Below are 25,951 nucleotides of genomic sequence, written 5' to 3'. Positions count from 1 at the left end.
CTCAGGCTCCCATGGTTTCAAGCAAGGCACGGCCAACGCGAGCGGGACCGGGAAAATAATCCCACTCCTGCGCATGCGGATAGGGCGTGTCCCAGCCGGCAACGCGAGCAACCGGCGCTTCGAGGTGATAGAAACAGTTTTCCTGCACCAGCGCCGACAGCTCGGCGCCGAAGCCCGAGGTCAGCGTCGCCTCATGCACGATGACGCAGCGCCCGGTCTTTTTCACCGAGGCGACGATCGTATCGAGATCAAGCGGCAGCAGGGTCCTGAGGTCGATGATCTCGGCATCGATGCCGGTTTCTTCGACAGCCGCCTGCGCGACATAGACCATGGTGCCGTAGGCGAGCACGGTGAGGGCCGAGCCTGCCCTGCGGATCGCCGCCTTGCCGAGCGGCACCGTGTAGTGGCCGTCGGCCACCTCGCCCAGCTCATGCTTCGACCAGGGCGTCACCGGCCGGTCGTGATGACCATCGAACGGACCGTTGTAGAGCCGCTTCGGCTCGAGGAAAATCACCGGATCCGGATCCTCGATCGCCGCGATCAAAAGCCCCTTGGCGTCATGCGGGTTGGACGGCACCACCGTCTTCAGCCCCGACACATGGGTGAACAGCGCCTCAGGGCTCTGGCTGTGCGTCTGGCCGCCAAAAATGCCGCCGCCGGTCGGCATGCGCACCACGATCGGGCAGGTGAAATCGCCGTTGGAGCGGTAGCGCAGCCTGGCTGCTTCCTGGGTCAGCTGGTCGTAGGCCGGGTACATGTAGTCGGCAAACTGAATTTCCACGCACGGCTTTAACCCATAGGCGGCCATGCCGATGGCCGAGCCGACAATGCCGGATTCGTTGATCGGCGCATCGAAGCAGCGGCTCTTGCCGTATTTGGCCTGCAAGCCCTGCGTGCAGCGGAAGACGCCACCGAAGAAGCCGACGTCCTCGCCGAACACGACGACTTTCTCGTCGCGCCCCATCGACACATCCATGGCATCGCGAATGGCTTCGATCATGGTCCGTCTCGGCATGGCTCAGACTCCCGCCTGTTGGCGCTGGCGTCTGAGATGCGGCGGCATCTCGGCGTAGAGCCCTTCGAACATGTCGCGCGTCGACGGCTTGCCGCCGGCATGCAGCGTGCCGTGGCCTTCGGCTTCCTTCTGCGCCGCGATAACCGTGTCGAGGATTTCCGCCTCGGCCTGCGCGTGACGCTCGTCCGACCAGACACCGAGCGCGATGAGATGGTTCTTCAGCCGCACGATCGGGTCGCCGAGCGGCCAAGCGTCGGATTCTGTCTTCGGCCGGTAGGCGGACGGGTCGTCCGAGCTCGAATGTGCGCCGGCACGGTAGGTGACATATTCGACCAGCGTCGGCCCGAGATTGCTGCGCGCCCGCTCCGCCGCCCATTTGGCCACGGCGTGGACGGCGAGATAGTCGTTGCCGTCGACGCGCAGTGACGGGATGCCGAAGCCGAGGCCCCTCGCCGCGAACGTGCCCGAACCGCCGCGCGCGATGCCTTGAAAGGTCGAGATTGCCCACTGGTTGTTGACGACATTGAGCACGACCGGCGCCTTGTAGGTGGAGGCGAACACCAGCGCCGAATGGAAATCGGACTCGGCCGTCGAGCCGTCGCCGATCCACGCGGCTGCGATGCGCGAATCGTTCGATATCGCCGAGGCCATCGCCCAGCCGACCGCCTGGATGTACTGCGTCGCCAGATTGCCGGAGATCGAGAAGAAGCCGTGCTCCTTCGACGAATACATGACCGGCAATTGCCGGCCCTTCAGCGGGTCGGCTTCGTTGGAATAGATCTGGTTCATCATCGTGACCATCGGGTAGCCATCGGCAATCAGCAGCCCTGCCTGGCGATAGGTCGGAAAGTTCATGTCGCCCGGCGCCAGTGCCTTGCGGAAGGCGCAAGCCACAGCCTCTTCGCCCAGATGCTGCATGTAGAACGAGGTCTTGCCCTGCCGCTGCGCCATCTGCATGCGCGCATCGAAGGTCCGCAGCGTCATCATGTGGCGCAGGCCGGTGAGAAGCTCGTCGCTGGACAGCAGGCCGGCCCACGGGCCGACGGCCTCGCCCGTGCGGTTCAGCACGCGGATGATCGAGAAGGCATGATCGCGGATGGTGCGCGGATCGACATCGATCTCCGGGCGCGGCACCGAGCCGGCCTTGGGGATCGGCACATTGGAAAAGTCAGGCGTTCCGCCCGGCCGCACTTCCGGTTCCGGAACATGAAACCGCAACATCCCAGCATCGGCCATGACCTTTGTCCTCCAATGTTGCCCGGAACAGATATTTGCATATCTGCGCCGCCAGTGCGAATTCGTCGGGTAGCCTGCGGACGTCGGTCCCGGCCGCGCCGGCCGATCCAGCCTCCCGCACCCAAGATGAAGATATGTCCGCGAAATTTCTTGTCGATGTTGGGCGGTGGCGCGCAATTAGAGAGAAGGTTGGGCGAGGTTTGCCGGCAGATAAGGTGATTGGTCGACGAACTCGCGCCCTTCCTCTCCCCCGTCGATCGGGGGAGAGGTGTCAAGCGAAGCTCGAGGGAGTGGGGGTCGACGGTTCGCCCAAGCTGGATGCCGCCCCCACATCATGCTAACCAGCCCGCCATGGCACAGAAGAAAGCATATGAGGTCGATGGCTGGCTCGCGAAGCCGGACCAGCGGATCTCCATTGTCCTGCTTTACGGCCCCGATCGCGGCCTTGTCTCCGAGCGAGCAAAGGCCTTTGCCGGCAAGACCGGCCTGCCGCTCGACGATCCCTTCTCGGTGGTCAGGCTGGAGGGGTCGGAGGTCGACCGCGACGAGGGCCGGCTGCTCGACGAGGCCCGCACCCTGCCGATGTTTTCCGACCGGCGCCTGCTGTGGGTGCGCAATGCCAGCGGCCAGAAGGCATTGGCCGACGACGTCAAGGCGCTGACGGCCGAACCCGCGCGCGATGCGATCATTCTCATCGAGGCCGGCGACCTCAAGAAGGGTGTCGGCCTGCGCGCCATCGTCGAGGCGGCCGACAATGCCATGGCCCTGCCTTGCTATGCCGATGAAGCCCGCGACATCGACACCGTCATCGACGGCGAACTGGGCAGGGCCGGCATGTCGATGACCATGGAGGCGAGACAGGCGCTGCGCCGCAATCTCGGCGGCGACCGGCTGGCCTCGCGCGGTGAGATCGAGAAGCTTGTGCTCTACGCCCATGGCCAGACCGAGATCGGCCTGGAGGAGGTCAAAGCGATGTCAGGTGATGTCTCCGGCGCGTCTTTCGACGACGCGGTCGACGCGCTTCTCGAAGGCAAGATCGGCGACTTCGACACCGCCTTCACCCGCCATTGCCAGTCCGGCGGCCAGCCCTTCCTGGTGCTGTCCTCGGCAATGCGGCAGTTGCAGCAGATCCAGATCATGCGCGGCCAGATGGAGTCCGGCAACCGCAACGCCGCCACGGTCGTTGCCGCCGCTCGCCCGCCGGTGTTTTTCTCGCGGCGCAAGCTGGTGGAGAAAGCGCTGGAGCGCTGGAGCACCGAAGCGCTCGGCCGCGCACTGACCCGGCTGCAGACGGCGGTGCTGCAGACCAGACGGCGGCCGGATCTTTCCGTGGCGCTGGCAAGACAGGCGCTGCTTGGCATTGCGGTGGAGAGCAGCAGGTTGGCGCAGAGGTAGGAAAGCGATCCTCCTCTTCTCGGCACCGAGCGCTGCCTCCATCGGTCAATCCATTGTCATAGCGCCCACCTGCTGGAAGGTTGGCAGCGCCTGTGGAAAGACCAGCACCGCCGCGCCGTAAAGAAGCAGAGCGATGCCCGACACCTTTGCGATCCCACCTCCTGACGGGAGGGTCTTTTCCGCAAAGATCAGCAACGTGACCACGGCCATTGCGGCGACGTTCATGATCCCGAGAGGAAAGAGGGCGAGAAACAAAAGCCAGCAGCAGCCCAGGCAAAAAAGTCCATGCTCCAGGCCCATGCGAACCGCACCCCAATAACCATCGCGCCATGAGGTCAGGATGAAGCCAATCGGCGTGCGGCATTTGGCCAGACACAGATCTTTCAGTGGGGAGAGTTGATAGGCGCCCCCAATCATCAGCAGCGCGCCGCCGATACGCGCGGCCGTCGCAGCGGACAATCCCACATGCCCGGCAAGCATCTCCGCACCCGCCGCACCGGCAAAGGCGATAACGCCCATCACGCCCCAAACCAGCATATACCCAGCCACGAACACCCAGCTCGAGACAAAGGTCTCGCCCCGGCTCTGTTTGCCGGCCTGGACTTGGTGAAACGTCAGGATCATGGGCGCGGCCGTCGGAAACATCATGGCAATCATCATGATCATCCAGATGGCAAGAAACAGCGGCGCCTTCATACCCATGGTGAGTGCGTACATTTCCATGCGCATGTCCGCGTCCATGCCCATCTGCTGCCAGACAAGCAGGGTCCACGCCGCCGCAGCGATAGCGATCAGCAGCGCGAGAATGATGTATCGCTGCAACGTCGGGGCCATGGACGAGGTCGTTCCGTGCTACGCTGCCAACGGCTACTGCTGCCCAGACCAATTGATCGGGGCGTAATGTCCGTTTCGGCGGGAATTGTCCCAGCTCATGCCATGATCGCTGAATGTACTGCCTTCCGCCCCCATCGCCAGGGCGAGCCAATCGGGATTGACAGGATGGCCGGTGGCCGCCCACATCTGCCCGTCCTCGCGCATTGTCGGCAGCGGCTCGACCGCCATCTGCATGACGCCCGCAATCTCCGCCGACCGCTTCTTGCCGTCTATCCGGTAGCTTATCGGCACCTTCTTGGCGCCAAGATTCGTGCCAATCATGGGTGCCAGCACCGCCATAGGGCCGCCCGCAGCGCCGGTGAAGATGGCACCTAGCGCCTCTGTTTGCCTGTCATCGGCCCGTTCGTCGATATAGGCGGCGGCCGTCCAATTGCCGTTTGCCATAGGACCCGGCGTGTGAGCGACCATCGCGACACTGAGCCCATCCAATCGAACGTCGCCGTAGTTGCCCGTATTGATATGAAAGACCAAACCGACGTCGCAAACACCTTTCGTCGGCTTCGATGTCAGCTGCGCGTTGGTGGACAGCAGACAAGGACATACGACATCGCAGCTACAATTTTCGAAGTAACTTCCGGACAATTGCCAACGGACTGCCATTTGCACCTCCCACTTGCGTCAGGCGCGTCGGCATATCGCATTGGCGGGGCGGTGCCATTTCACGACTGTTGTAGGAACGGCAAATAGCCCCCGCCTCGACTGACCGGCACGCTAGGGCACATAATTTAAGCCATATCTAATATAGGTTACGCCGTTGCCTGGCACTGTCAAGCCGCGAGCGGCAGGGCTGGCGGCAGGCGCTGCTTGGGATCGCGGTTGAGAGCGCGAGGCTGGGGAGCGAGCCTGATCTCCCCCTCGAAGGGGAGATGTCGAAGGCGACAGAGGGGGCCGCCGCGCGTGGGGCGCTGACCTCTTCTTCGTTCCCGCAGGGGCCCGACGCTTGATGAGGGGCGACCCCCTCTGGCCTGCCGGCCATCTCCCCTCAAGGAGGGAGATTCGCGGCGTCACCGATTTCGCCAATCACCAGCGCCCCAAAAGGAAAAGGCCGGCCAAACGGCCAGCCCCTTTCCACATGCGCAATCTCCGGCCTCAATATATTTCGCCGGCTAACTAACGCTCCTGCTTCAGCCTTCTGCACAGCTCATCAAGCTGCTCCAGCGACCGGTATGAAACCCGCAAAGTGCCGCCCTTGCCCTTGTGATCCACTGACACAATCATGCCGATCGTATCGGTCAACAGCTTTTCCAGCGCCAGCGTATCGGCGTCCTTCTGCTCCGGACTTGGCGCCGGCTTGGCTTCCTTGGTGCTGCTGGTGCCGGCCGGTATCTGGGCCAGCGCTTCGGCCTGGCGCACCGAAAGGCCCTCTTCGACGATACGCTTGGCAAGGCCGGCCGGATCTTCCGCCGTCACCAGCGTGCGGGCATGGCCCGCCGACAGCGCGCCGTCGACCAGCATGTCGCGGATCACGTCCGGCAGCTTCAGGAGCCTGAGCGTGTTGGCGACATGGCTGCGGCTCTTGCCGATCACCTGGCCGAGATCGGCCTGGGTGTAGCCGTGCTCATCGATCAGTTGCTGATAGCCAAGTGCTTCCTCGACCGCATTGAGGTCGGTGCGCTGGACGTTTTCGATGATCGCCAGCTCGAGCGCGGTGCGGTCGTTGACCTCGCGGATGATGACCGGGATCTCGGACAGCCCGGCGCGCTGTGCCGCCCGCCAGCGCCGCTCGCCGGCGATGATCTCGTAACGGCCGGCCTGTGCCGGCGAAGGGCGCGCCACCACCGGCTGGACGACGCCGTGTTCGCGGATCGACTGGGCAAGGTCGGTCAGCTCGGCGTCGCCGAAATGCCGCCGCGGATTCTTCGGATTGGGGGTCAGGAACTCGATCGGCACCTTGCCGTCGGCGCTCATGCCTGGTTTTTCAGGCGCAGCTGGGCGATCGATCTCGCCGATCAGCGCCGCCAGCCCACGCCCCAGTCTCTTTCTCGAAAGGTCTTCGCTCATCTTTATTCCAGGTTCCGGATCGTTTCGGTATCGAATCGGCTCTTTAGATTGCAGGGAGTCTAATCAAGCGGCGCGTAACTTGCGCTCGCGGCGGATCACTTCCGACGCCAGTTGCAGATAGGCCTGGCTGCCCGAGCATTTCAGATCGTAAAGGATCGCCGGCTTGCCGTAGGACGGCGCCTCGGACACCCGCACATTGCGCGGGATGACGGTCTCGTAGACCTTGTCGCCCATATGCGCCCGCACATCCTGCACCACCTGGTTGGCGAGATTGTTGCGGCCGTCATACATGGTCAGCACGATGCCTTGGATGGTGAGATCCGGATTGATCGAGCGGCGCACCTGCTCGACCGTCTCCAGCAACTGGCTGAGGCCTTCGAGCGCGAAGAACTCGCATTGCAGCGGCACTAGAACAGAATCGGCCGCAGCCATTGAATTCAAGGTCAAAAGGTTGAGCGAGGGCGGGCAATCGATCAGCACATAGCCGAAAGGTGCGCCGCGCTCGGTCGCGGCGCGCAGCGCATTACGCAACTTGAGCACCCGGTCGGGCGCGGAGGCGATCTCCATTTCAATGCCGAGCAGGTCGAGCGTCGACGGCACGATCGACAGGCCGGGCACCGCCGTCGGGATGGCCGCGGCCTCCAGCTCCAGCTCGCCGGTCAGCACGTCATAGGAGGACACCGTCCGGTCCTTGCGGTCGATGCCGAGACCGGTGCTGGCATTTCCCTGCGGATCGAGATCGACGATCAGCACCTTTTCGCCGATCGCGGCCAGCGCGGTCGCCAGATTGATGGCGGTGGTTGTCTTGCCGACGCCGCCTTTCTGGTTGGCTACGGTGATGATTCGGGGGCCATTCTTCATCATAGGTTTATGCCAGAAATTCATTTTGGGCGCCAAATCGCCTGTCAGTGACGGATCAGACAGGTCGCAGGTTGGACAATTCCAGGATGACGCCGCCAGCGTCGGTCACACTGGGATGTTCTACCAGATCGAAGGACCATCGGTGAACGCTTTCTTGCACTTCGGTGCGGTAATCCCGGCCTTTGTGGAACAGGCCGCGCGCGCCTGAAATCAGCCAGGGCGCCGACAGGTCCAGCAAGGTCGAAAGCGGAGCCAGCGCCCGCACCGTGACGATCTGCGGCGTCGAAACAAGCGCATGACTGTCGTCGATGCGGCGCGCCACCACCCGCGCCGGCAGGCTGAACTGCCCGACGACGGTCTGCAGGAAGGATGCTTTTTTGCGATTGCTTTCAATCAGATCGATGCTGGCGGCGTGGCGCTCGGCCAGCAGGAAAGCCATGACAAGGCCCGGAAATCCGCCGCCCGAGCCGATATCCACCCAGCGTGTGGCTTGGGGCTCTATGCGCGCGAGCTGCGCGCTGTCCAATATATGACGCTGCCAGACGTCGCCCGAGGTCGATTGCGCCACCAGATTGATGCTGCGATTCCACTTCTGGAACATCTGCTCGAACGCCACCAGCCGATCGAATGTTTCACGTGAAACCGGGCCTGCCGTGTCCTGCAGGCTCGCTAGGGTCATAGAACTCACGCAACATCCTTTTGTAGGCGCTGGGCGCTCTCCGCGTGACGGACATGCGCGACAATGATCGCCAGCGCCGCCGGCGTCATGCCTTCCATGCGCTGGGCATCGGCGATGGAGCGCGGCCGCCGCGCCTGCATCTTCTGCTTCAACTCGTTCGACAGACCCGGCACGCCAGCGAAATCGACCGTCTCGGGGATCAGCCGGCTCTCTTCATGCCGGATCTGCGCCACATCCGTCTTCTGGCGATCGAGATAGACTGAATATTTCGCCTCTGTTTCGAGGCGCTCCGCCGTCTTGCCGTCGATCGCCGCGAATCGCGAATCGATACGACCCAGCCAGGCCACGTCGACGTCGGGATAGGATAGTAATTCGTAACCGGACCGGCGCACGCCATCCCGGTTGATCTCCAGCCCGTGTCGCGCCGCCTCGTTGGGTGTCATGGTGAGCGATTTCGCCAGCTCCCGAGCCTCATCCAGACTTTGCATGACATCCCCGTAGCACTGCATCCGCTGCGCCGAGGCGATGCCCAGCCTGGCCGCCAGCGGCGTCAACCGCTCATCGGCATTGTCGGCACGCAACGACAGCCTGAATTCGGCCCGCGACGTGAACATCCGGTAGGGCTCCGCAATGCCCCGGCTGGTCAAATCATCGACCATGACGCCGATATAGGCCTCGGTGCGGCTGAGCACGATCTGCTCGCTGCCCGCCGCCCGCCGCGCCGCATTGAGGCCGGCAAGCAAGCCTTGCCCGGCCGCTTCCTCATAGCCGGTCGTGCCGTTGATCTGCCCGGCGAGGAACAGGCCGCTGATGCGCTTCGTCTCCAGCGTCTGATGCAGCTCGCGCGGATCGACATGATCATATTCAATGGCATAGCCGGGCTGCAGCATGACGGCCCGCTCCAGCCCCGGAATGGTTTTCAAGATGTCGAGCTGCACATCCTCGGGCAGCGAGGTCGAAATGCCATTGGGATAGACGGTGTCGTCGTCCAGGCCTTCCGGCTCCAGAAAAATCTGGTGCCCGTCCCTGTCCCCGAACTTGACGATCTTGTCCTCGATCGACGGGCAATAGCGCGGCCCAACGCCTTCGATCGATCCGGAATACATGGCCGAGCGGCCAAGATTGGCGCGGATCAGCTCATGCGTGGCGGTCGTTGTGCGGGTGATGCCGCACTCGATCTGCGGCGTCTCGATGCGGTCGGTCATCAGCGAGAACGGCACCGGATCCGCATCCGCCGCCTGGCTTTCCAGCGACGCCCAGTCGATGGTCCGGCCATCGAGCCGCGGCGGCGTCCCGGTCTTCAGCCGTCCAAGCTTGAAGCCGGCGCGGTCCATCGTTGCCGACAGGCCGAGGCTCGCCTGCTCGTTCATGCGGCCGGCGACGATCTTCTCCTCGCCGATATGGATAAGCCCGCGCAGAAAAGTTCCGGTCGTCAGAACGACCGCGCCGCAAGCCAGGCGCCGCCCATCAGCCAGGAGAACAGCCCTGATCTGCCCATCGGAGATTTCGAAATCCAGAACCTCGGCTTCGACCACGTCGAGATCGTTCTGCTGCCGAATCGCTTCCTGCATGGCAAGGCGATAGAGCTTTCTGTCGGCCTGCGTACGCGGGCCGCGCACCGCGGGGCCTTTGCGGCGGTTGAGCAGGCGGAACTGTATGCCGGCCGCATCCGCCACGCGGCCCATGAGGCCGTCCATGGCATCGATCTCGCGCACCAGGTGGCCCTTGCCGAGCCCGCCGATCGCGGGGTTGCACGACATCACGCCAATCGTGTCGAAACGCAGCGTCACCAAGGCGGTCCTGGCACCGGCGCGCGCGGCAGCGCTGGCCGCCTCGCAACCCGCGTGGCCGCCGCCCACCACAACCACATCATAGCGATTGGTCATTTCCAAACGTCCTGGACTCAGAAGAATGAGGGACACATGTCCCTGCGGAGCGACGCTGTCAAGAAAACTCCGCGACAAGTTTCACGTGAAACAGCCGCGCCGCCAGTTGGCTCAGTGTTTCACGTGAGTCATCGGGGCCGCCTGCCACGTTTTACGTGAGTCATGCAGGCGGCGCAGCGCGGTGGTGGCCCAGATGGAGCCTCCCCGCCTTCGGGGTTCGTCGAAATCACGAAGCCATGCAGCAAAGCAACATACGATCTAAAGGGAGCTCACGCCGCAGCGACCCAATGTTTCACGTGAGTCATTTCCCGATGCAGAACTGCGAGAAGATCACGTCCAGCATATCCTCGACGTCGATGGCGCCGACGATTCGGCCGAGGCGATCGGCTGCGAGCCGCAACTCCTCGGCGCGCAGCTCCTGCCCGACAGAACGGCCATCGGTGGCGCGGAGCAGATGGCGGTTGGTCTCGCCAAGCAATTCGACGTGGCGAAGGCGCGACGGCAGGACATCGCCGACGCTGCCGGCCGCCTCCGCCGCCCGCTGGCCGATCTCCGCCAGCAGTTCCTCCACGCCCGTCCCGTTCTTCACTGAAATGACACGGTCGTAATCCTCCGTCGCGTCGCTCGCCGCGCGGCTTTCCAGCAGATCGAGCTTGGTGCCGACACGTAAGATCGGCGCTTCGGTCGGCAGCAGTCCAATCTCCCTGGGATCGGCGACATCCCTAAGCAACAGCAAGAGATCGGCGCCATGCGCCTTGGCCCTCGCCTTGTCGATGCCGATCGCTTCGACCTTCCCCGGCGCATCGCGCAACCCGGCCGTATCCGTAAGCCGGACACGCAGCCCCTGAAGATCAAGTGTCACTTCAAGCAGGTCGCGGGTCGTGCCTGGCTCATCCGTTACTATAGCGGCATCGCGCCGCGCCAGGGCGTTGAACAGACTCGACTTACCGGCGTTGGGGGGACCGAGGATGACGACCTCGAATCCATCGCGAATGATCTCGGCGGCGCGAAACCCGGCGATGTGCCGGTCGATCTCGTCGATCATCGTTCTGACATCAGACCAGACCGCATCCGAAACGGAACCAGGGACGTCTTCCTCGTCGGCGAAATCGATCTCGGCCTCGATCATGGCGCGGGCATGGATCAGCCTGCGGCGCCAGCCGAGATAGAGTTCGCTCTGTACGCCGTCGGCATTCTGCACCGCGAAGCGCCGCTGCGCCTCCGTCTCGGCATTGACGAGATCCGCCAGCGCCTCGGTCTCGACCAGGTCTACCTTGCCGTTCAGAAAGGCGCGACGCGTGAATTCGCCCGGTTCCGCGTGCCTGACGCCGTCAAACCCGGTCATCGTCTCCAGCATTTTTGCCAGAACGGCACGGCCGCCATGAACGTGGAATTCCGCGACGTCCTCGCCGGTGAAACTGGCCGGGCCGGGAAAGAACACAACCAGGCCGGTATCGAGCAATGTCCCGTCAGACGCCCTGAATCGGCGCAGAACCGCCGCGCGGTCCTTAACCATAGTCCCAGCAATCGTTTCGACCACGAATCGAGTCTGCGGGCCGGAAATTCGGATGACGGCGACGCCGGCAGGCAGCCGGCCGCTCGACAGCGCTACGATGGAATCGCCTGAAATCATTTGCCCGCTCTACCGAACCGCCCTAGCTTCACGCCTATCAGCCAATCGCACCCGAGTTTGTCCAGTGACGCTGCCCGCGCAAAACCTGCTTGCCGAAGAAGCCAGCCCCTATCTGCAGCAGCACAGCGGCAATCCCGTCCACTGGCGGGCCTGGTCGCCGGCTTCGCTCGAAGAGGCAAAGGCGCTGGATAGGCCGATCCTGCTCTCGGTCGGCTATGCCGCCTGCCATTGGTGCCATGTCATGGCGCATGAAAGCTTCGAAAACGATGGCGTCGCCGCCGTCATGAACCGTCTGTTCGTCAATATCAAGGTCGACCGCGAGGAGCGCCCGGACATCGACCAGATCTATATGGCGGCGCTGTCCTCGATGGGCGAGCAGGGCGGCTGGCCGCTGACCATGTTCCTGACCCCGGACGGCAAGCCGTTCTGGGGCGGCACCTATTTTCCGCGCGAGCCGCGCTACGGCCGCCCCGGCTTCATCCAGGTGATGGAGGCGGTGGACAAGGCGTGGCGGGAGAAGCGGGCGAGCCTCAACCAGAGCGCCGACGGGCTGACGACGCATGTCGAGACGCGGCTCGCCGGTTCGCATGCCAGAACCGTGCTCGACCGCGCCACGCTGGCGGAATTGGCCAAGGGCATCGACGGCATGATCGACCGTGATCTCGGCGGATTGCGCGGCGCGCCTAAATTTCCCAACGCGCCGTTCATGCAAACGCTGTGGCTGTCCTGGCTTCGCGACGGCAATGCCGCCCATCGCGACGACGTCCTCAACAGCCTCGAGCAGATGCTGAGCGGCGGCATCTACGACCACATCGGCGGCGGGCTCAGCCGTTACTCCACCGACGCCGAATGGCTGGTGCCGCATTTCGAAAAGATGCTCTACGACAATGCCCAGCTCCTCCGCTTCTGCAACTGGGCCTATGCCGCAAGCGGCAATGAATTGTTCCGGGTGCGAATCGAAGAGACGATCGACTGGCTGCTGCGCGAAATGCGCGTCGACGGCGGCGCTTTCGCCGCCAGTCTCGATGCCGACAGCGACGGCGAGGAAGGTCTGTTCTACACCTGGAACCGCGACGAGATCGAAGCCGCCCTTGGCGACGATTCCGCATTGTTTTTCAAGCACTTCATGCTCTCCAGCCCGCATGGCTGGGAAGGCAAGCCGGTCGTCCACCAAACGCTGTCCCAGCAATCGCAATATGTGATCCACCGCGAAGAGATCAGCGCGCTCAAGGCGAAACTTCGTGCTGTCCGGGAAGAGCGGGTCAGGCCCGGCCTTGACGCAAAGACCCTCATCGACTGGAACGGCCAGATGATCGCGGCGCTTGCCGAGGCCGGCCGGGCGCTGGCGCGGCCTGACTGGATCCATGCGGCGGCAAAGGCCTTTGCCCATATCAGCGCTGCCAGCCGCGACGGCCGCCTGCCGCATTCGATGCTCGGTGCCAGAAAACTGTTCCCGGCTTTGTCCAGCGACTATGCCGCCATGGCCAACGCAGCGATCTCGCTGTTCGAGGCCACTGGAAATTGGAGCTATGTCGACCAGGCCGGCCAGTTTGTCGGGCAGCTCGAGCATTGGCACGCCGACGCCGAGAAGACAGGTTACTACCTGACTGCTTCCGACAGCACCGACGTGCCGATCCGCATCCGCGGCGATGTCGACGAAGCCATTCCGTCCGCCACCGGCCAGATCATCGAGGCGCTGGTCAGGCTCGCCTCCGTCACCGGCAATCTCGAGCTGCAGGAGAGAGCCTGGCACGTCGCCGAGCATGCCGCCGGCCGCGCGGCGCAGCAGGCCTATGGCCAGGCCGGCATCGTCAATGCCTGCGCGCTGGCGATCGAGCCGCTCAAGCTGGTGTTGGTGGATGAGTTCACAGATCCAAAGCTCGTTCCGGTTGCGAATCGAAACCCGGACCCGCGCCGCATCGACATCGTCGTGCCGATCGGTACGGCAGCGAATCGACCCTTGCTGCCCGGTGGAATCCTGCCGCCGACCGACAAGGCAGGTGCATGGTTGTGCACGGGGCAGGTTTGTTTGCCGGCGGTGACGGATGCTGAAGAGCTCGAGCGATTGTTGCGACGGCGATAGTTTTGCTAACCGCCGGCGAGAGACGCCCCCCTCTGGCCTACCGGCCATCTCCCACTCAAAATGGGGAGATCGGCAGCTTCGCTGTTCCGTTCACCTTACGGCGTTGATAATTGCCGAAAACGACCAAGGGCGTAATCTCCCCCCTAGAGGGGGAGATGCCCGGCAGGGCAGAGGGGGGCGCGAAGGATCGCTACCCCATCCCCTTACGTGTTCATCGAATCGAAGAAATCCGCATTGGTCTTGGTCTGCTTCAGCTTGTCGATCAGGAACTCGATCGCGTCGGTGGTTCCCATCGGCGCCAGGATGCGGCGTAGCACGAAGATCTTCTGCAGGTCCTGCTTGGAAACCAGCAGGTCTTCCTTGCGGGTGCCGGACTTCAGGATGTCCATGGCCGGATAGATGCGCTTGTCGGCGACCTTGCGGTCGAGCTGGATTTCGCAGTTGCCGGTGCCCTTGAACTCTTCGAAGATGACTTCGTCCATGCGGCTGCCGGTATCGATCAGCGCGGTGGCGATAATGGTCAGCGAACCGCCTTCCTCGATGTTGCGGGCGGCGCCGAAGAAGCGCTTCGGCCGCTGCAGCGCGTTGGCGTCGACACCACCGGTCAGCACCTTGCCGGATGACGGCACGACGGTGTTGTAGGCGCGGCCGAGACGGGTGATCGAATCGAGCAGGATGACGACGTCGCGGCCATGTTCGACCAGGCGCTTGGCCTTCTCGATGACCATTTCGGCGACCTGCACGTGGCGCACCGCCGGCTCGTCGAAGGTCGAGGAGATCACCTCTCCCTTCACCGAGCGCTGCATGTCGGTCACTTCTTCCGGCCGCTCGTCGATCAGCAGCACGATCAGATAGCATTCCGGGTGGTTGGCGGTGATCGAGTGGGCGATGTTCTGCATCAGAACCGTCTTGCCGGTACGCGGCTGCGCGTTGATCAAGGCGCGCTGTCCCTTGCCGATCGGCGCCACCAGGTCGATCACACGGGCCGATATGTCCTTGGTGGTGACATTCTCGATCTCCATCTTCAGCCGCTTGGTCGGATAGAGCGGCGTCAGATTGTCGAAGTGGATCTTGTGACGGATCTTCTCGGGATCGTCGAAATTGATAGTGTTGACCTTGAGCAGCGCGAAATAGCGCTCGCCCTCTTTCGGGCTGCGGATCGGCCCTTCGACCGTATCGCCGGTCTTCAGCGAAAAGCGCCGGATCTGCGACGGTGAAATATAGATATCGTCGGGACCTGGCAGGTAATTCGCGTTGGCGGAGCGCAGGAAGCCGAAACCGTCCTGCAGCACCTCGACCACGCCATCACCGATGATCTCGATCTCTTGGGCGGCCAGCTTCTTCAGGATCGCAAACATCAGCTCCTGCTTGCGCATGACGCTGGCGTTTTCGACCTCGAGCGATTCGGCATAAGCGATCAGCTCTGGCGGTTTCTTGTTCTTGAACTCGGCGAGTTTCATTTCTTGCATAGACGGACCTTGAATAGATGGAGTCTGGGTAGGCTTTGGGAAAATATCGGCGGGATGCGACAAATGCCGGGCGCGGCCGAAAACAACGAGGGGCGGCGCATGACGGGAAGGAAGACCCGTCTTTTATCGTCGGTCGGGTGAAAGAGCAAGCTGCGTTTTGCATGGCCTATGAAGGCCTAAACGCATCAATGCCTGTCGCAGTCTCCTGGCCGTTTTTGAGCAACATGCATCAGAACGGCTTGACCACCACCAGGATGACGATTGCGATCATCAGCAATGTGGGGATCTCGTTGACCATCCGCCAGTGCCTGGCCGGTTTTTCATTACGGTCCTCGGCGAATTTGCGCACCGCGCCGGCCAGATAGCCATGCATGGCCGACAGCAAAAGCACCGCTCCGATCTTGGCGTGAAGCCAGCCGCCCTGGAAACCGAAACCCTTCCAGGCAAGCCACAGGCCGAACACCCAGGTGACGATCATCGCCGGGTTGATGATGCCGCGCAACAGGCGCCGCTCCATCACCTTGAAGGTTTCCGACTGCACCGAGCCCTTCTCGGCATCGGCGTGGTAGACCAGCAGCCGCGGCAGATAGAGCATGCCCGCCATCCACGAGATGACGGCGAGGATATGGATCGCCTTGGCCCAGGGGTAGAAACCGTCGGGTGCCGCGAAATACAAAAGCGCGGTGAAAACGATCAGCACGGCGATACCTGATATCATGCGCATCATCGCCTGGCCGCCGCTGTTCGTGTTGTTCATCTGAGCCATCAGCGTGTCGCGCTCCGCACCTGTTTCACCATCGCCTCGACATGGGCGATCGGCGTCTCCGGCGTGATGCCGTGACCGAGGTTGAAGATCAGCGGCCCGTCTCCCAGCGCTCCCAGGATCGCCTCGACGCCATCCGACAGCGCCTTGCCGCCAGCCACGAGCCGCAAGGGATCGAGATTGCCCTGAACCGCACCCGAGCGCTGCAAATCCTTCGCCGCAATCAGGGGCACCGTCCAGTCGATGCCCAGCGCCGTTACGCCGGTCTTCTGTCGATAGGTCCGGTAGCGCGCACCGGCGCCCTTGGGAAAACCGATGATCGGGACATCGGGATAAACCGCCCGCACCCGGCCAACGATCTCGGCCATCGGCTGAACGCAGAACAAATCGAAAGTTTCATCGTCCAGCACGCCGGACCAGGAATCGAAAATCTGCACCACATCCGCGCCCGCCTCGATCTGGCGGATGAGATAGGCGGCCGAATGTTCGGCAAGCACCTTCAGCAATCGTTGAAAGGCCACCGGCTCGCGATAGGCAAAAAGCCGCGCCGGCGCCTGGTCGGGCGTGCCATGGCCGGCAATCATGTAGGTCGCCACCGTCCACGGCGCGCCGCAGAAGCCGATCAGGGTTGTCTCGTCGGGCAATTTGGCCCGCAACCGGCGAACCGTCTCGTAGACCGGTTCGAGATTCACGTGAAACACCTTGCCCTCCAGAGCCAGAATCTCCGGCGCGGTGATCGGCGTCAGCAGCGGCCCTCTGCCCTCTTCGAAGCGGACGTCACGGCCAAGCGCATGCGGAACGACAAGGATATCGGAAAACAGGATCGAAGCATCGAAGCCGAAGCGCTCGATCGGTTGCAAGGTCACTTCGACGGCAAGGTCTGGATCATAGCAGAGATCGAGGAACGAGCCTGCTCGCCTGCGTGTCTCCCGATACTCCGGCAGATAACGCCCTGCCTGACGCATCATCCAGAGCGGAGGCGGAAAATGAGCCTTGCCCTTCAGGACATCCAGCATGATCCGGTTCTGGGGCATCGAGCGCTCGCTTCTCCCGGCCTCTTCTATAATCAAAGATTCTTATATCTAAGATTCTTCTGATTCTAAGAGTCTGTTGGTTCTGGTGATTGCCACCTGTCCCGCTTTGCCCCGGGAAACACCAGCCAACATATTGTCGCGTGCTTCTTTTTCCCAGATGTAGGGTTCTGGGGATAGGTCGGAATCGATCAATCGAGTCAAAGCGTTAGGCGGAGCGGTGAAAGGCAGGTCCTGTGGACGGACTGTAGGCGAAAAAAGCCGTCCCCAAACTTGTCCCCAGTCGCCCGACGAAGCTGACAGCGCATCGAATTGTGGACAAACTGCCATCTGATACAGTCGCCTCCGACCGACCCCTCTTTTCATCCCGCTTTATCCACAGAAGCCCACAGCCCCAGGTGACCCCCTGTGAACAAACCCCAGAGCTTCTTCCACCTGCACCTGATTTCCGACGCGACCGGCGAAACGCTGCTCGCCGCCGGCCGGGCGGCTTCGGCACAATACAAGGATGCGCGCGCCATCGAGCATATCTATCCGCTTATCCGCACCGAAAAGCAGGTGGCGAAGGTGTTCGAGGACATAGAGGAAGAGCCGGGCATCATCCTCTATACGGTCGTGGACCAGAAGCTGGCGCGCGGCATCGACGAGCGCTGCGCGGCCATGGGCCTGCCCTGTGTGTCGGTGCTGGAGCCGGTGCTGACCGTGTTCCAGTCCTATCTCGGCACCCCCGCCGGCCGCCGCGTCGGCGCCCAGCATGTTCTCGACGCCGAATATTTCCGCCGCATCGACGCGCTCAATTTCACCATGGACCATGATGACGGCCAGCTGCCGCTCAACATGGACGATGCCGATGTCGTGCTGATCGGCATTTCTCGCACGTCGAAGACGCCGACCAGCATCTATCTCGCCAACCGCGGCATCAAGACCGCCAACATCCCGATCGTGCTCGGCGTGCCGGTGCCGGAAAGCCTGGTTGCCGCCAGCAAGCCGCTGATCGTCGGGCTGATCGCCACCGCCGAGCGCATCTCGCACGTCCGGCAAAACCGCATCCTCGGCAACAGCAGCTCGTATGAGGCATCAGACTATGTCGACCGCGCGGCGATCAGCGAAGAGCTCGCCTACGCCCGCAAGATCTGCACGCGCCATGGCTGGCCGATGATCGACGTCAGCCGCCGCTCGATCGAGGAAACGGCGGCGGCCATCGTTGCCCTGCGGGGGAAGAATAGATAAATGAGCCCCTTCCGCACCCGCAGGCCTGAGACAGTGTCCGAAACGCCGCGATCCTTCGCGCCCCCCTCTGCCCTGCCGGGCATCTCCCCCTCTAGGGGGGAGATCGGCGGTTTCGCGGACCGCACTTTCTGTTCAACGTTAAAAATTGGCGAAAGCCGAAGTTGCATCCAATCTCCCCCCTTGAGGGGGAGATGTCCGGCAGGACAGAGGGGGGCGCTGTCCCGCCAACCTTTGGCAACCTTCTGCATTGCGCCGGTCAACGACGATTAACCGGGCGAAAAACATGACCGAAAAACTCATCCTCGCTTCCGGCAGTCCGTTCCGCAAGGCGATGCTGGTCAATGCCGGCGTCGATGTCGAGGCGGTGCCGGCCGATGTCGACGAGCGCGCGCTCGAGTCGCCTTTGCAGGATAGCGGCGTCTCGCCCGAGGACGTCGCCCTGGTGCTGGCCGAGGCTAAGGCGACCGAAGTCAGCGAGCGCAGGCCGGGCGCCCTGGTGCTGGGATGCGACCAGACGCTGTCGCTCGGCGACGAGGTGTTCCACAAGCCGGCTGACATGGAGGGTGCCCGCCGTCATTTGCTGGCGCTGTCGGGGAGAACCCATCAGCTCAACAGCGCCGCGGTGCTGGTTCGCGACGGCAAGGTTTTGTGGCGGCATGTCGGCATAGCCTCGATGACCATGCGCAAGCTCGACCCCGCCTTCATCGGCCGCCACCTCGCCCGCGTCGGCGCCAAGGCGCTGGGAAGTGTCGGCGCCTATCAGATCGAAGGCGAAGGCATTCAATTGTTCGAGAAAATCGAGGGCGATCATTTCACCATTGTCGGTCTGCCGCTGTTGCCGCTGCTGGCCGAACTGCGAGACCTGGGGGCGATCGATGGCTGAGGCGTCGAAAAAAGCCTTCGTGTCGGGCCATCCGGTCAAGCATTCGCGCTCGCCGAAGATCCATGGCCACTGGCTGGCCAAACATGGCATCGACGGAAGCTACCAGGCCCTCGATGTCGCGCCGCAAGACTTTGCCGTGTTCGTGGAAACATTGCAGGCAAACAATTACCGCGGTGGCAACATCACCATCCCGCACAAGGAAGCGGCCTTCGCATTGGCCGAACGCCGCGACCAGGCGGCGCAAGAAATCGGCGCCGTCAACACGCTGTGGTTCGAGGACGGCGTCCTGTGGGGCGGCAACACTGACGGTCACGGCTTTGCCGCCAACCTCGACGATCATGCACCGGGCTGGGCAAGCAAGGGTCCGGCGGTGGTGCTCGGCGCCGGCGGCGCGTCGCGCGCCGTCATCCACGCGCTGAAGGAGCGCGGCGTTGCCGACATCCGCATCGTCAACCGCACTCTGGCCCGAGCGCAGGAATTGCGCGATCGTTTCGGCGCCGGTGTCTCGGCGCATGGCATGGCGGCGACCAACGAACTGCTCGGCGATGCCGGCCTGCTGGTCAACACCACCGCGCTCGGCATGCATGGCAATGAAGGCCTGTCGGCGGATCCCGCCCGGCTGCCCGACCATGCCATCGTCACCGACATCGTCTATGTGCCGCTGGAGACGCCGCTGCTCGCGGCCGCCCGAGCGCGAAATCTGAAGACGGTCGACGGTCTCGGCATGCTTCTGCATCAGGCCGTGCCTGGCTTCGAGCGCTGGTTCGGCATCAGGCCGCGGGTGACGGCCGAACTTCGGGCCCTGATCGTCGCCGATCTGGTGCCGAAGCCATGATCGTGCTCGGCCTCACCGGCTCGATCGGCATGGGCAAGTCGACCACAGCCAGGATGTTCACTGACGCCGGCGTGCCGGTCCACGATTCCGACGAGACGGTGCATCGCCTCTATGCCGGCAAGGCAGCCCCCCTGGTCGAGGCCGCCTTTCCCGGCACCACATCCGCTGGCATGGTCGATCGTGCCAAACTTGGCGCGCGCGTGCTCGGCGATGCCGCGGCGCTGAAGCGGCTGGAGACCATCATCCACCCGCTGGTGCGCGCCGATGCCGATGCCTTTCTGGCCAGGCATCGTGGATCAGGCGCGCCGATCGCCGTCCTCGACATCCCCCTGCTGTTCGAAACCGGCGGCCGCAACCGCGTCGACAAGGTCGTCGTCGTCACGGCGCCAGCCGAGATCCAGCGCCAGCGCGTGCTGGCGCGGCCCGGCATGACGGAGGAAAAGCTGGCGTCGATCCTGGCCAAGCAGGTGCCGGACGCGGAAAAGCGCCGTCAGGCCGATTTCATCGTCGACACCGGCCAGGGGATGGACGCCGCGCGGGCGGAGGTCGCTGCAATCATCAGCCAGCTGATAGGGGTTGGCAAGCCAGGTGGTTGAGCCCACCGCTCGACCGCCAGCTGTCGATGTGAGAGCCGCTTATCTGCCTGCCGGCTTTGCACCTTTCCTCTCCCCCGATCGACGGGGGAGAGGAAAGGTGCAGGGCGATGAGGGGCGGCGCAAACCTGTGCGATTGCCCTGGCCATCATAGTTTCTCATTGCCATTTTGTTCCGCTCTCACGATTCTGCTCCTTTGGAGCGACTGATTCGATGCGTGAGATCATCTTCGACACGGAAACCACCGGCCTCGATTCGCGCGACGACCGCGTGATCGAGCTGGGCGGCGTCGAACTGGTCAACCGTTTCCCGACCGGCAGGACCTTCCACCACTACATCAACCCGCAAGGCCGCGCGATCCATGCCGAGGCACAGGCGGTGCACGGCATCAGCGCGGCGGACCTCGCGGGCAAGCCGACCTTTGCCGAGATCGTGCAGGAGTGGCTGGACTTCACCGACGGCGCCAAGCTGGTCGCCCACAACGCCACTTTCGATGTCGGCTTCCTCAACGTCGAATTCGGCCGGCTGGGTCACCCTGTCATCGACAACGGCGTCGTCGTCGACACGCTGGCGCTGGCGCGCCGCAAGCACCCGATGGGTCCTAATTCGCTCGATGCGCTCTGCCGGCGCTACGGCATCGACAACACCAAGCGCACCAAGCACGGCGCCCTGCTCGATTCCGAATTGCTGGCCGAGGTCTATATCGAGCTGATCGGCGGCAAGCAGGCGGCCCTTATCCTCGACAGCGCCACCGCGCCGGCCCAGGGCGAGAATGTCCGCCAGATCGAGATCATCATCAGCCAGCGCCCGGCACCGCTGCCGCCGCGAGTCACCGAAGCCGAACGCACCGCGCACGCCGGCATGGTCGGGACGCTGGGTGAAAAGGCGCTGTGGCTGAAGGTTCTCGGGAACTGAAATCGTCCCGTTGGCGATCCTTGGCGCCCCCCTCTGCCCTGCCGGCGCCTCAATCGTCCCGCCCAAAACAAAAAACCCGGCGCGAGGCCGGGCTTTTCAAACGCTTACGAGACAGTAGGCCTCAGCTCACCTGGACCTTCGACGACGCCTGGTCCTCCGCCAGCTTCTGCTGGAACATCTGCGCGAAGTCGATCGGGTCGAGCATCAGCGGCGGGAAGCCGCCATTGCGGGTTGCCTCGGCGATGATCTGGCGGGCGAACGGGAACAAAAGACGCGGGCATTCGATGAACAGGATCGGCAGCATATGTTCCTGCGGAAAGCCTGCGATGGCAAACACGCCGCCATAGACCAGCTCGACATTGAACAGCACTTCCTGGTCGAAGGACGCCTTGGCGTTGAGCGTCAGATTGACGTCGAACTGCTTGTCGGAGAGCGGGTTGGCGTTGACGTTGACATTGATGGCGATGCCCGGCGCCTTGTCGCGGCCGCGCAGCGAATTCGGCGCGCCGGGGCTTTCGAAGGACAGGTCCTTCACATATTGCGCCAGAACGTTGAGCGACGGCTGCGCCGCATTGCCGTTTCCGTTGGCTGCGCCGACCGGCGCGTCATCTTTGCTGGCCATAAGCCTTGTCCTCTTGCCTGGGCAGCGTCGCTGACCGAATTGAAATCGGGCGTTCGCTACCATGGCGGGGATGACAAGACAAGGTTTGCCGCCTTGCTTCCCGGCTGCGGCATGGAGATGGGACGGCGCGTTAATCGTCCTTCAGGCGGCGCCACGGCGAGTTGTGATCCGGGCCGCGCTTCAGATCGTCCTCGCGCGAATAGTCGCCGTCTTCGAGGTCGATGACCCTGTCGCGCTGGCGGCCACGAAAACCGCCGGTCGAGAAATCGGTGGCGACGACAATGCGGCCCTTGAACCGGCTCCAGGCAAAGTCGCGCAACGGCGGCAGAAACAGCAGCAGGCCGATGATGTCGGTGATGAAGCCGGGGATGATCAGGAGGATTGCCGCAACCACGATCATGGCGCCGTGCGCAAGGTGGCGGCTGGGGTTCTGGCCGGCGGCCATCTCGTTGCGGATGCGGGCCATGACACCAAAACCCTGGTATCGGAGCAAAAGCACGCCGGCGATGCTCGAGGCCAGCACGAGGCCTACCGTCGCCAGCGCGCCGACCTCGCGGCCGACGATGACGAAACCGGCAATTTCCAGCAGCGGCAGTGCAAGGAGAAAGAAGGGAAGCAACGAAATGCGCAAGTCTTGCCAACCTTTTTCGATCGTTATGACCGTTTTGATTGTTTTGGCCGCCAACTGGCAATCGCCGCTGGCACCGAGGCTGTTAGATAGGTATGCCTGCCTTTGATTTGAATGATTGCGCCTTGCGTTCTATATGCTTTGAATGTTGAACGCTATGCGACCGCGGCCGTTGGGCCTGACGGTCCGGCCACCGGGCAGGGATTGATTGGCGGAAGATATGGGATTCTTCGACTTCGGCACGATTTTCTTCCTGATTGCGGCGGTGGTCATCTTTTTCCAGCTGCGCAATGTGCTGGGCCGCCGCACCGGCAGCGAACGGCCGCCCTTCGATCCCTATTCGGCGGCTCGCACCAGCGACAAGGATGCCGCCCAGAAATCCGAAAACGTCGTCTCGCTGCCGCGCAAGCGTCCGCCAGGCGAGCCGGCTCCCGACGCCTATGCCGCGATCGACGCTTTCGCCAAGCCCGATACCGACCTCAACAAGGGCCTGCGCACGATCAAGGACAATGATCCGTCCTTCGAGCCGAAGGGTTTCGTCGACGGCGCCAAGATGGCTTACGAGATGATCGTCATGGCCTATGCCGACGGCGATCGCAAAACGCTGAAGAACCTGTTGTCGCGCGAGGTCTATGACGGTTTTGTCGCCGCCATCGGCGAGCGCGAGGCCAAGGCGGAAAAGATCCAGTCCTCCTTCGTCGGCATCGACAAGGCCGATATCGTCTCGGCCGAGATGAAGGGCGGCGAGGCGCATGTCACGCTGCGCATCATCAGCGAGCTGATTTCGGCGACCCGCGACAAGGCCGGTGCCGTCATCGACGGCGACCCGGAAACCGTCGCCGAGGTCAAGGATGTCTGGACCTTCGCCCGTGACACGCGCTCGCGCGATCCGAACTGGAAGCTCGTCGCCACCGAGGAAGAAGACTAGGGAATACGCGGCGAGGCTCCGGTGTCGCTATCGCCTCTTTTTGTCGAGAAAGCCTTCGGCGATCTGCCCGGCTGGAACGATGACGACCATTCGGCGGCCTTCGCCGCCTTTCGGCGCTCGGCCTTCCATGTCCTGACCAAACCCTATCGCAGCGGCGCGCTCGGCGTCGACTTCGACGCCTTTGCGGATGCCTACGTCGAGGCCCGGACCGTTTCGCCGGCGAATCGGTCGCCGGTTTTGACCCGCGGGGAGGCCCGCGCCTTCTTCGAGCGCCATTTTGTGCCGGCGCTTATCCCTGCCGAAAATGGGCTCGTCACCGGTTTCTATGAACCGCAGGTCGAGGCGTCACCGGTGCGCACGGACCGGTTTTCGGTGCCGCTGCTGTCGCGCCCGGCCGATCTCGTCGATATCGATGACGCAAACCGGCCGCCGGGCCTGGACCCCTATCTCGCTTTCGCGCGCCAGACGCCGAACGGGCCGGTCGAATATCATGACCGTGGCGAGATCGAGCGCGGCGCGCTTGATGGCAAGGGCCTGGAAATCGCCTGGTTGGCCGACAAGGTCGATGCCTTCTTCATTCACGTGCAAGGTGCCGCACGCCTCGCCATGACCGACGGCCGGCTTGCCCGCGTCACCTATGCCGCCAAATCCGGCCAGCGCTTCACCGGACCCGGCAAGGTCCTGAGCGAGATTGGCGAGATCCCGCTGGCGGAAGTGACGATGCAATCGATCCGCGCCTGGTTCAAGGCGCATCCGGACCGCGTCGACGAGATCCTGTGGCAGAACCGCTCCTACATTTTCTTCCGCCCGGCCGATGTCGAGGACGTTGCCCTTGGTCCGATCGCCGCCGCCAAGGTGCCGCTGACGCCGGGCCGCTCGATCGCCGTCGACCGCCTGCTGCACACATTCGGCACGCCCTTTTACATCGACGCGCCGACGCTCGCCGCCTTCGACGCAAAACCATTCCGCCGCCTGATGATCGCGCAGGACACTGGCTCCGCCATCACCGGGCCGGCGCGGGGCGACCTGTTCGCCGGTTCGGGCGGGGCCGCGGGCGAGATCGCCGGCGTGGTCCGCAATGCCGCGGATTTTTATGCGCTGGTGCCGCGCGCGCTCATTGCGGGTGCGGTCCGATGACCCGACGCCCGGACAAGCTCAGCGAGGACGACCGGGTTCTGTGGAACCTGGTGGCGCGCACGGCCAAGCCGCTGAAGGGGAAATTTGCCGTCGACATCCCCGAAATTCCTGCCGAGGCCAAGCCAAGCCAGTCGCAGCCCGCCCAGCCCGTCGCCAATGTCGCAGGGACCGCCAAGCCGAAGGCGCAGCATGTCACGCACCGCCTCGACGAACCGACGCTGGACAAATTGTCGAAGGGCCGGCTGCCGATCGAGGGCCGCGTCGATCTGCACGGCATGACGCAGGACGAGGCCTACTCGCTGCTGTTCTCGTTCCTGCACCGGGCGCATGCCGGCGGCGTCCGCTATGTCCTGGTCATCACCGGCAAGGGCTCGTCCTCCGGCGGCGATGGCGTGTTGCGGCGCGCCGTGCCGGCCTGGCTGTCGACGCCTGCCTTCCGGCCGCTCGTCTCCAGCCACGACCATGCCGCCCGCAATCATGGTGGTTCGGGTGCGCTCTATATCCGCCTGCGGCGGGTCCGTTCATGAGGATGGGCGCATGACCCCGTTCGGCGAGAAGCTGCGGACGCTGAGAAGCGAACGCGGTGTCCGCCAGAAGGATATGGCGGCGGCGATCGGCGTCAGCGCCGCCTATCTGTCGGCGCTCGAACATGGCAGGCGAGGCGCCCCGACCTGGACGCTGATCCAGAAGATCATCGGCTATTTCAACATCATCTGGGACGATGCCGAGGAACTGGCGCGGCTGGCCGAGGCCTCGCACCCGCGTGTAAAACTCGACACGTCGGGTCTTTCCCCCGCCGCCACCGAGCTCGCCAATCTGCTGGCGGAAAACATCGAGAAACTCGACGAAACCGAGCTTCGCCGCATCACCGCATCGATCCGCGCGGCGTTGAACCAGCGGCCGTAGCCTGACGGTCCGCGCCGGTACAAGTTCGCCTGCCTCACGAGGACACTGCCCGCCGGCGGCCCGCCGGCGGGCACAGTGGTGAGATCATTTCTTGCCGGCGGTGCCGCCATTCCCACCCCGGCCATGATCGCCGTGGTCGTGGCCATTGTTTCCGCCGCCCAGGCAGTCCGACGCCCCGGCATCACCGCAACAGCGGCCGGCCCAGAGGTCGTTGAGGTTGGTTTTGGCACAGCTGGTGGTCTGATCGGCCATGGCGGATCCGGCCATGCTCGACACCGCGATAGCGGCAAGAAGGGTGTTTCGCAGAAAAGCAGTCATCTGAAGTCTC

The 25,951-nt window shown here is 63.5% G+C and carries 26 protein-coding genes; 11 read left to right on the top strand and 15 right to left on the bottom strand.

The genetic code is table 11. The annotated features are described in order from the left end of the window. Window position 1: 1 nt before the first annotated feature. Together A9K65_RS04560 and A9K65_RS04555 are read right to left on the bottom strand one after the other, a co-directional pair. Complete coding sequence (locus tag A9K65_RS04560; protein ID WP_013528742.1) at window positions 2-1,015, bottom strand: alpha-ketoacid dehydrogenase subunit beta; 1,014 nt, start codon at window positions 1,013-1,015, stop codon at window positions 2-4. Between the two features lie 3 nt (window positions 1,016-1,018). Beyond that, the gene (locus A9K65_RS04555) at window positions 1,019-2,251 is read right to left on the bottom strand and encodes a 3-methyl-2-oxobutanoate dehydrogenase (2-methylpropanoyl-transferring) subunit alpha (RefSeq protein ID WP_013528741.1); all 1,233 of its coding nucleotides are present in this window, start codon (window positions 2,249-2,251) and stop codon (window positions 1,019-1,021) included. A gap of 351 nt (window positions 2,252-2,602) precedes the next feature. Between A9K65_RS04555 and holA the strand changes: the two genes are divergently transcribed. Then, entirely contained in the window at window positions 2,603-3,646 is a 1,044-nt protein-coding gene (gene holA / locus A9K65_RS04550; protein ID WP_064992665.1) for a DNA polymerase III subunit delta, read from the top strand. A 45-nt stretch (window positions 3,647-3,691) separates the two neighbouring features. Here the strand turns inward: holA and A9K65_RS04545 are convergent, their stop codons facing one another. From A9K65_RS04545 to mnmE, 7 genes are all read right to left on the bottom strand, one after another. Then, on the bottom strand, window positions 3,692-4,480 hold the full coding sequence (locus A9K65_RS04545; protein WP_064992666.1) for a DUF2182 domain-containing protein: 789 nt from the start codon (window positions 4,478-4,480) through the stop codon (window positions 3,692-3,694). Window positions 4,481-4,513: 33 nt separating this feature from the next. Then, window positions 4,514-5,140, bottom strand: a complete 627-nt coding sequence (locus A9K65_RS04540) for a DUF1326 domain-containing protein (protein ID WP_024504084.1) — start codon at window positions 5,138-5,140, stop codon at window positions 4,514-4,516. 510 nt (window positions 5,141-5,650) lie between these two features. After that, a complete protein-coding gene (locus A9K65_RS04535) occupies window positions 5,651-6,541 on the bottom strand; it encodes a ParB/RepB/Spo0J family partition protein (RefSeq protein WP_013528737.1) in 891 nt (296 codons plus the stop codon). A gap of 63 nt (window positions 6,542-6,604) precedes the next feature. Further along, on the bottom strand, window positions 6,605-7,405 hold the full coding sequence (locus A9K65_RS04530) for a ParA family protein (RefSeq protein WP_013528736.1): 801 nt from the start codon (window positions 7,403-7,405) through the stop codon (window positions 6,605-6,607). A 52-nt stretch (window positions 7,406-7,457) separates the two neighbouring features. Then, window positions 7,458-8,090: a 16S rRNA (guanine(527)-N(7))-methyltransferase RsmG gene (gene rsmG, locus A9K65_RS04525; RefSeq protein WP_064992667.1), complete on the bottom strand. Its 633-nt coding sequence runs from the start codon at window positions 8,088-8,090 to the stop codon at window positions 7,458-7,460. Continuing rightward, complete coding sequence (gene mnmG / locus A9K65_RS04520; protein ID WP_064992668.1) at window positions 8,087-9,967, bottom strand: tRNA uridine-5-carboxymethylaminomethyl(34) synthesis enzyme MnmG; 1,881 nt, start codon at window positions 9,965-9,967, stop codon at window positions 8,087-8,089. Before mnmG ends, rsmG begins: the two co-directional genes overlap by 4 nt. Before the next feature lie 301 nt (window positions 9,968-10,268). Then, the gene (gene mnmE, locus A9K65_RS04515) at window positions 10,269-11,600 is read right to left on the bottom strand and encodes a tRNA uridine-5-carboxymethylaminomethyl(34) synthesis GTPase MnmE (RefSeq protein ID WP_064992669.1); all 1,332 of its coding nucleotides are present in this window, start codon (window positions 11,598-11,600) and stop codon (window positions 10,269-10,271) included. A gap of 64 nt (window positions 11,601-11,664) precedes the next feature. Between mnmE and A9K65_RS04510 the strand changes: the two genes are divergently transcribed. After that, window positions 11,665-13,683 carry a thioredoxin domain-containing protein gene (locus tag A9K65_RS04510; RefSeq protein ID WP_064992670.1) on the top strand — a complete coding sequence of 673 codons (2,019 nt, stop codon included), beginning with the start codon at window positions 11,665-11,667 and terminating at the stop codon, window positions 13,681-13,683. A gap of 203 nt (window positions 13,684-13,886) precedes the next feature. Here the strand turns inward: A9K65_RS04510 and rho are convergent, their stop codons facing one another. The 3 genes from rho to hemE all read right to left on the bottom strand — a co-directional run bounded on the left by rho (window position 13,887) and on the right by hemE (window position 16,949). Next, the gene (gene rho / locus A9K65_RS04505) at window positions 13,887-15,152 is read right to left on the bottom strand and encodes a transcription termination factor Rho (RefSeq protein WP_013528732.1); all 1,266 of its coding nucleotides are present in this window, start codon (window positions 15,150-15,152) and stop codon (window positions 13,887-13,889) included. Window positions 15,153-15,381: 229 nt separating this feature from the next. Next, window positions 15,382-15,918 carry a protoporphyrinogen oxidase HemJ gene (gene hemJ / locus A9K65_RS04500; protein WP_027162833.1) on the bottom strand — a complete coding sequence of 179 codons (537 nt, stop codon included), beginning with the start codon at window positions 15,916-15,918 and terminating at the stop codon, window positions 15,382-15,384. Next, window positions 15,918-16,949 carry a uroporphyrinogen decarboxylase gene (hemE, locus tag A9K65_RS04495; RefSeq protein ID WP_064992671.1) on the bottom strand — a complete coding sequence of 344 codons (1,032 nt, stop codon included), beginning with the start codon at window positions 16,947-16,949 and terminating at the stop codon, window positions 15,918-15,920. The genes hemJ and hemE overlap by 1 nt, the downstream gene beginning before the upstream one ends. Window positions 16,950-17,354: 405 nt before the next feature. On the opposite strand from hemE, the gene A9K65_RS04490 reads away from it, so the two are divergent. The 5 genes from A9K65_RS04490 to dnaQ all read left to right on the top strand — a co-directional run bounded on the left by A9K65_RS04490 (window position 17,355) and on the right by dnaQ (window position 21,402). Next, window positions 17,355-18,176: a pyruvate, water dikinase regulatory protein gene (locus A9K65_RS04490; protein WP_013528729.1), complete on the top strand. Its 822-nt coding sequence runs from the start codon at window positions 17,355-17,357 to the stop codon at window positions 18,174-18,176. 283 nt (window positions 18,177-18,459) lie between these two features. Continuing rightward, complete coding sequence (locus tag A9K65_RS04480; RefSeq protein ID WP_064992672.1) at window positions 18,460-19,059, top strand: Maf-like protein; 600 nt, start codon at window positions 18,460-18,462, stop codon at window positions 19,057-19,059. Further along, window positions 19,052-19,894, top strand: a complete 843-nt coding sequence (locus A9K65_RS04475) for a shikimate dehydrogenase (RefSeq protein WP_064992673.1) — start codon at window positions 19,052-19,054, stop codon at window positions 19,892-19,894. Before A9K65_RS04480 ends, A9K65_RS04475 begins: the two co-directional genes overlap by 8 nt. Continuing rightward, window positions 19,891-20,490: a dephospho-CoA kinase gene (gene coaE / locus A9K65_RS04470; protein ID WP_064992674.1), complete on the top strand. Its 600-nt coding sequence runs from the start codon at window positions 19,891-19,893 to the stop codon at window positions 20,488-20,490. Before A9K65_RS04475 ends, coaE begins: the two co-directional genes overlap by 4 nt. Before the next feature lie 210 nt (window positions 20,491-20,700). Then, on the top strand, window positions 20,701-21,402 hold the full coding sequence (dnaQ, locus tag A9K65_RS04465) for a DNA polymerase III subunit epsilon (RefSeq protein ID WP_064992675.1): 702 nt from the start codon (window positions 20,701-20,703) through the stop codon (window positions 21,400-21,402). A 121-nt stretch (window positions 21,403-21,523) separates the two neighbouring features. Here the strand turns inward: dnaQ and secB are convergent, their stop codons facing one another. Further along, window positions 21,524-22,024: a protein-export chaperone SecB gene (gene secB / locus A9K65_RS04460; protein WP_013528724.1), complete on the bottom strand. Its 501-nt coding sequence runs from the start codon at window positions 22,022-22,024 to the stop codon at window positions 21,524-21,526. Window positions 22,025-22,154: 130 nt separating this feature from the next. Then, the gene (locus A9K65_RS04455) at window positions 22,155-22,655 is read right to left on the bottom strand and encodes an FxsA family protein (RefSeq protein WP_082826715.1); all 501 of its coding nucleotides are present in this window, start codon (window positions 22,653-22,655) and stop codon (window positions 22,155-22,157) included. Window positions 22,656-22,872: 217 nt separating this feature from the next. Here A9K65_RS04455 and A9K65_RS04450 point away from each other — a divergent pair, with 217 nt between their 5' ends. From A9K65_RS04450 to A9K65_RS04435, 4 genes are read left to right on the top strand one after another with little or no spacing between them, the layout of a single operon-like run. Beyond that, on the top strand, window positions 22,873-23,580 hold the full coding sequence (locus tag A9K65_RS04450) for a Tim44/TimA family putative adaptor protein (RefSeq protein WP_027161247.1): 708 nt from the start codon (window positions 22,873-22,875) through the stop codon (window positions 23,578-23,580). 21 nt (window positions 23,581-23,601) lie between these two features. Next, the gene (locus A9K65_RS04445; RefSeq protein WP_064992676.1) at window positions 23,602-24,717 is read left to right on the top strand and encodes a murein transglycosylase A; all 1,116 of its coding nucleotides are present in this window, start codon (window positions 23,602-23,604) and stop codon (window positions 24,715-24,717) included. Next, window positions 24,714-25,244 carry a Smr/MutS family protein gene (locus tag A9K65_RS04440; protein WP_024502221.1) on the top strand — a complete coding sequence of 177 codons (531 nt, stop codon included), beginning with the start codon at window positions 24,714-24,716 and terminating at the stop codon, window positions 25,242-25,244. The genes A9K65_RS04445 and A9K65_RS04440 overlap by 4 nt, the downstream gene beginning before the upstream one ends. A gap of 10 nt (window positions 25,245-25,254) precedes the next feature. Further along, entirely contained in the window at window positions 25,255-25,623 is a 369-nt protein-coding gene (locus tag A9K65_RS04435; protein ID WP_013528719.1) for a helix-turn-helix transcriptional regulator, read from the top strand. 84 nt (window positions 25,624-25,707) lie between these two features. On the opposite strand, the gene A9K65_RS04430 is transcribed toward A9K65_RS04435, so the two are convergent. After that, window positions 25,708-25,941 (bottom strand): hypothetical protein, encoded by a 234-nt coding sequence (locus A9K65_RS04430; RefSeq protein WP_013528718.1) that lies wholly within the window; start codon window positions 25,939-25,941, stop codon window positions 25,708-25,710. Window positions 25,942-25,951 lie beyond the last annotated feature (10 nt).

The organism is Mesorhizobium sp. WSM1497, assembly GCF_001672455.2.
Taxonomy (GTDB): domain Bacteria; phylum Pseudomonadota; class Alphaproteobacteria; order Rhizobiales; family Rhizobiaceae; genus Mesorhizobium; species Mesorhizobium ciceri.
This window is presented reverse-complemented; position numbering and strand designations above follow the sequence as displayed.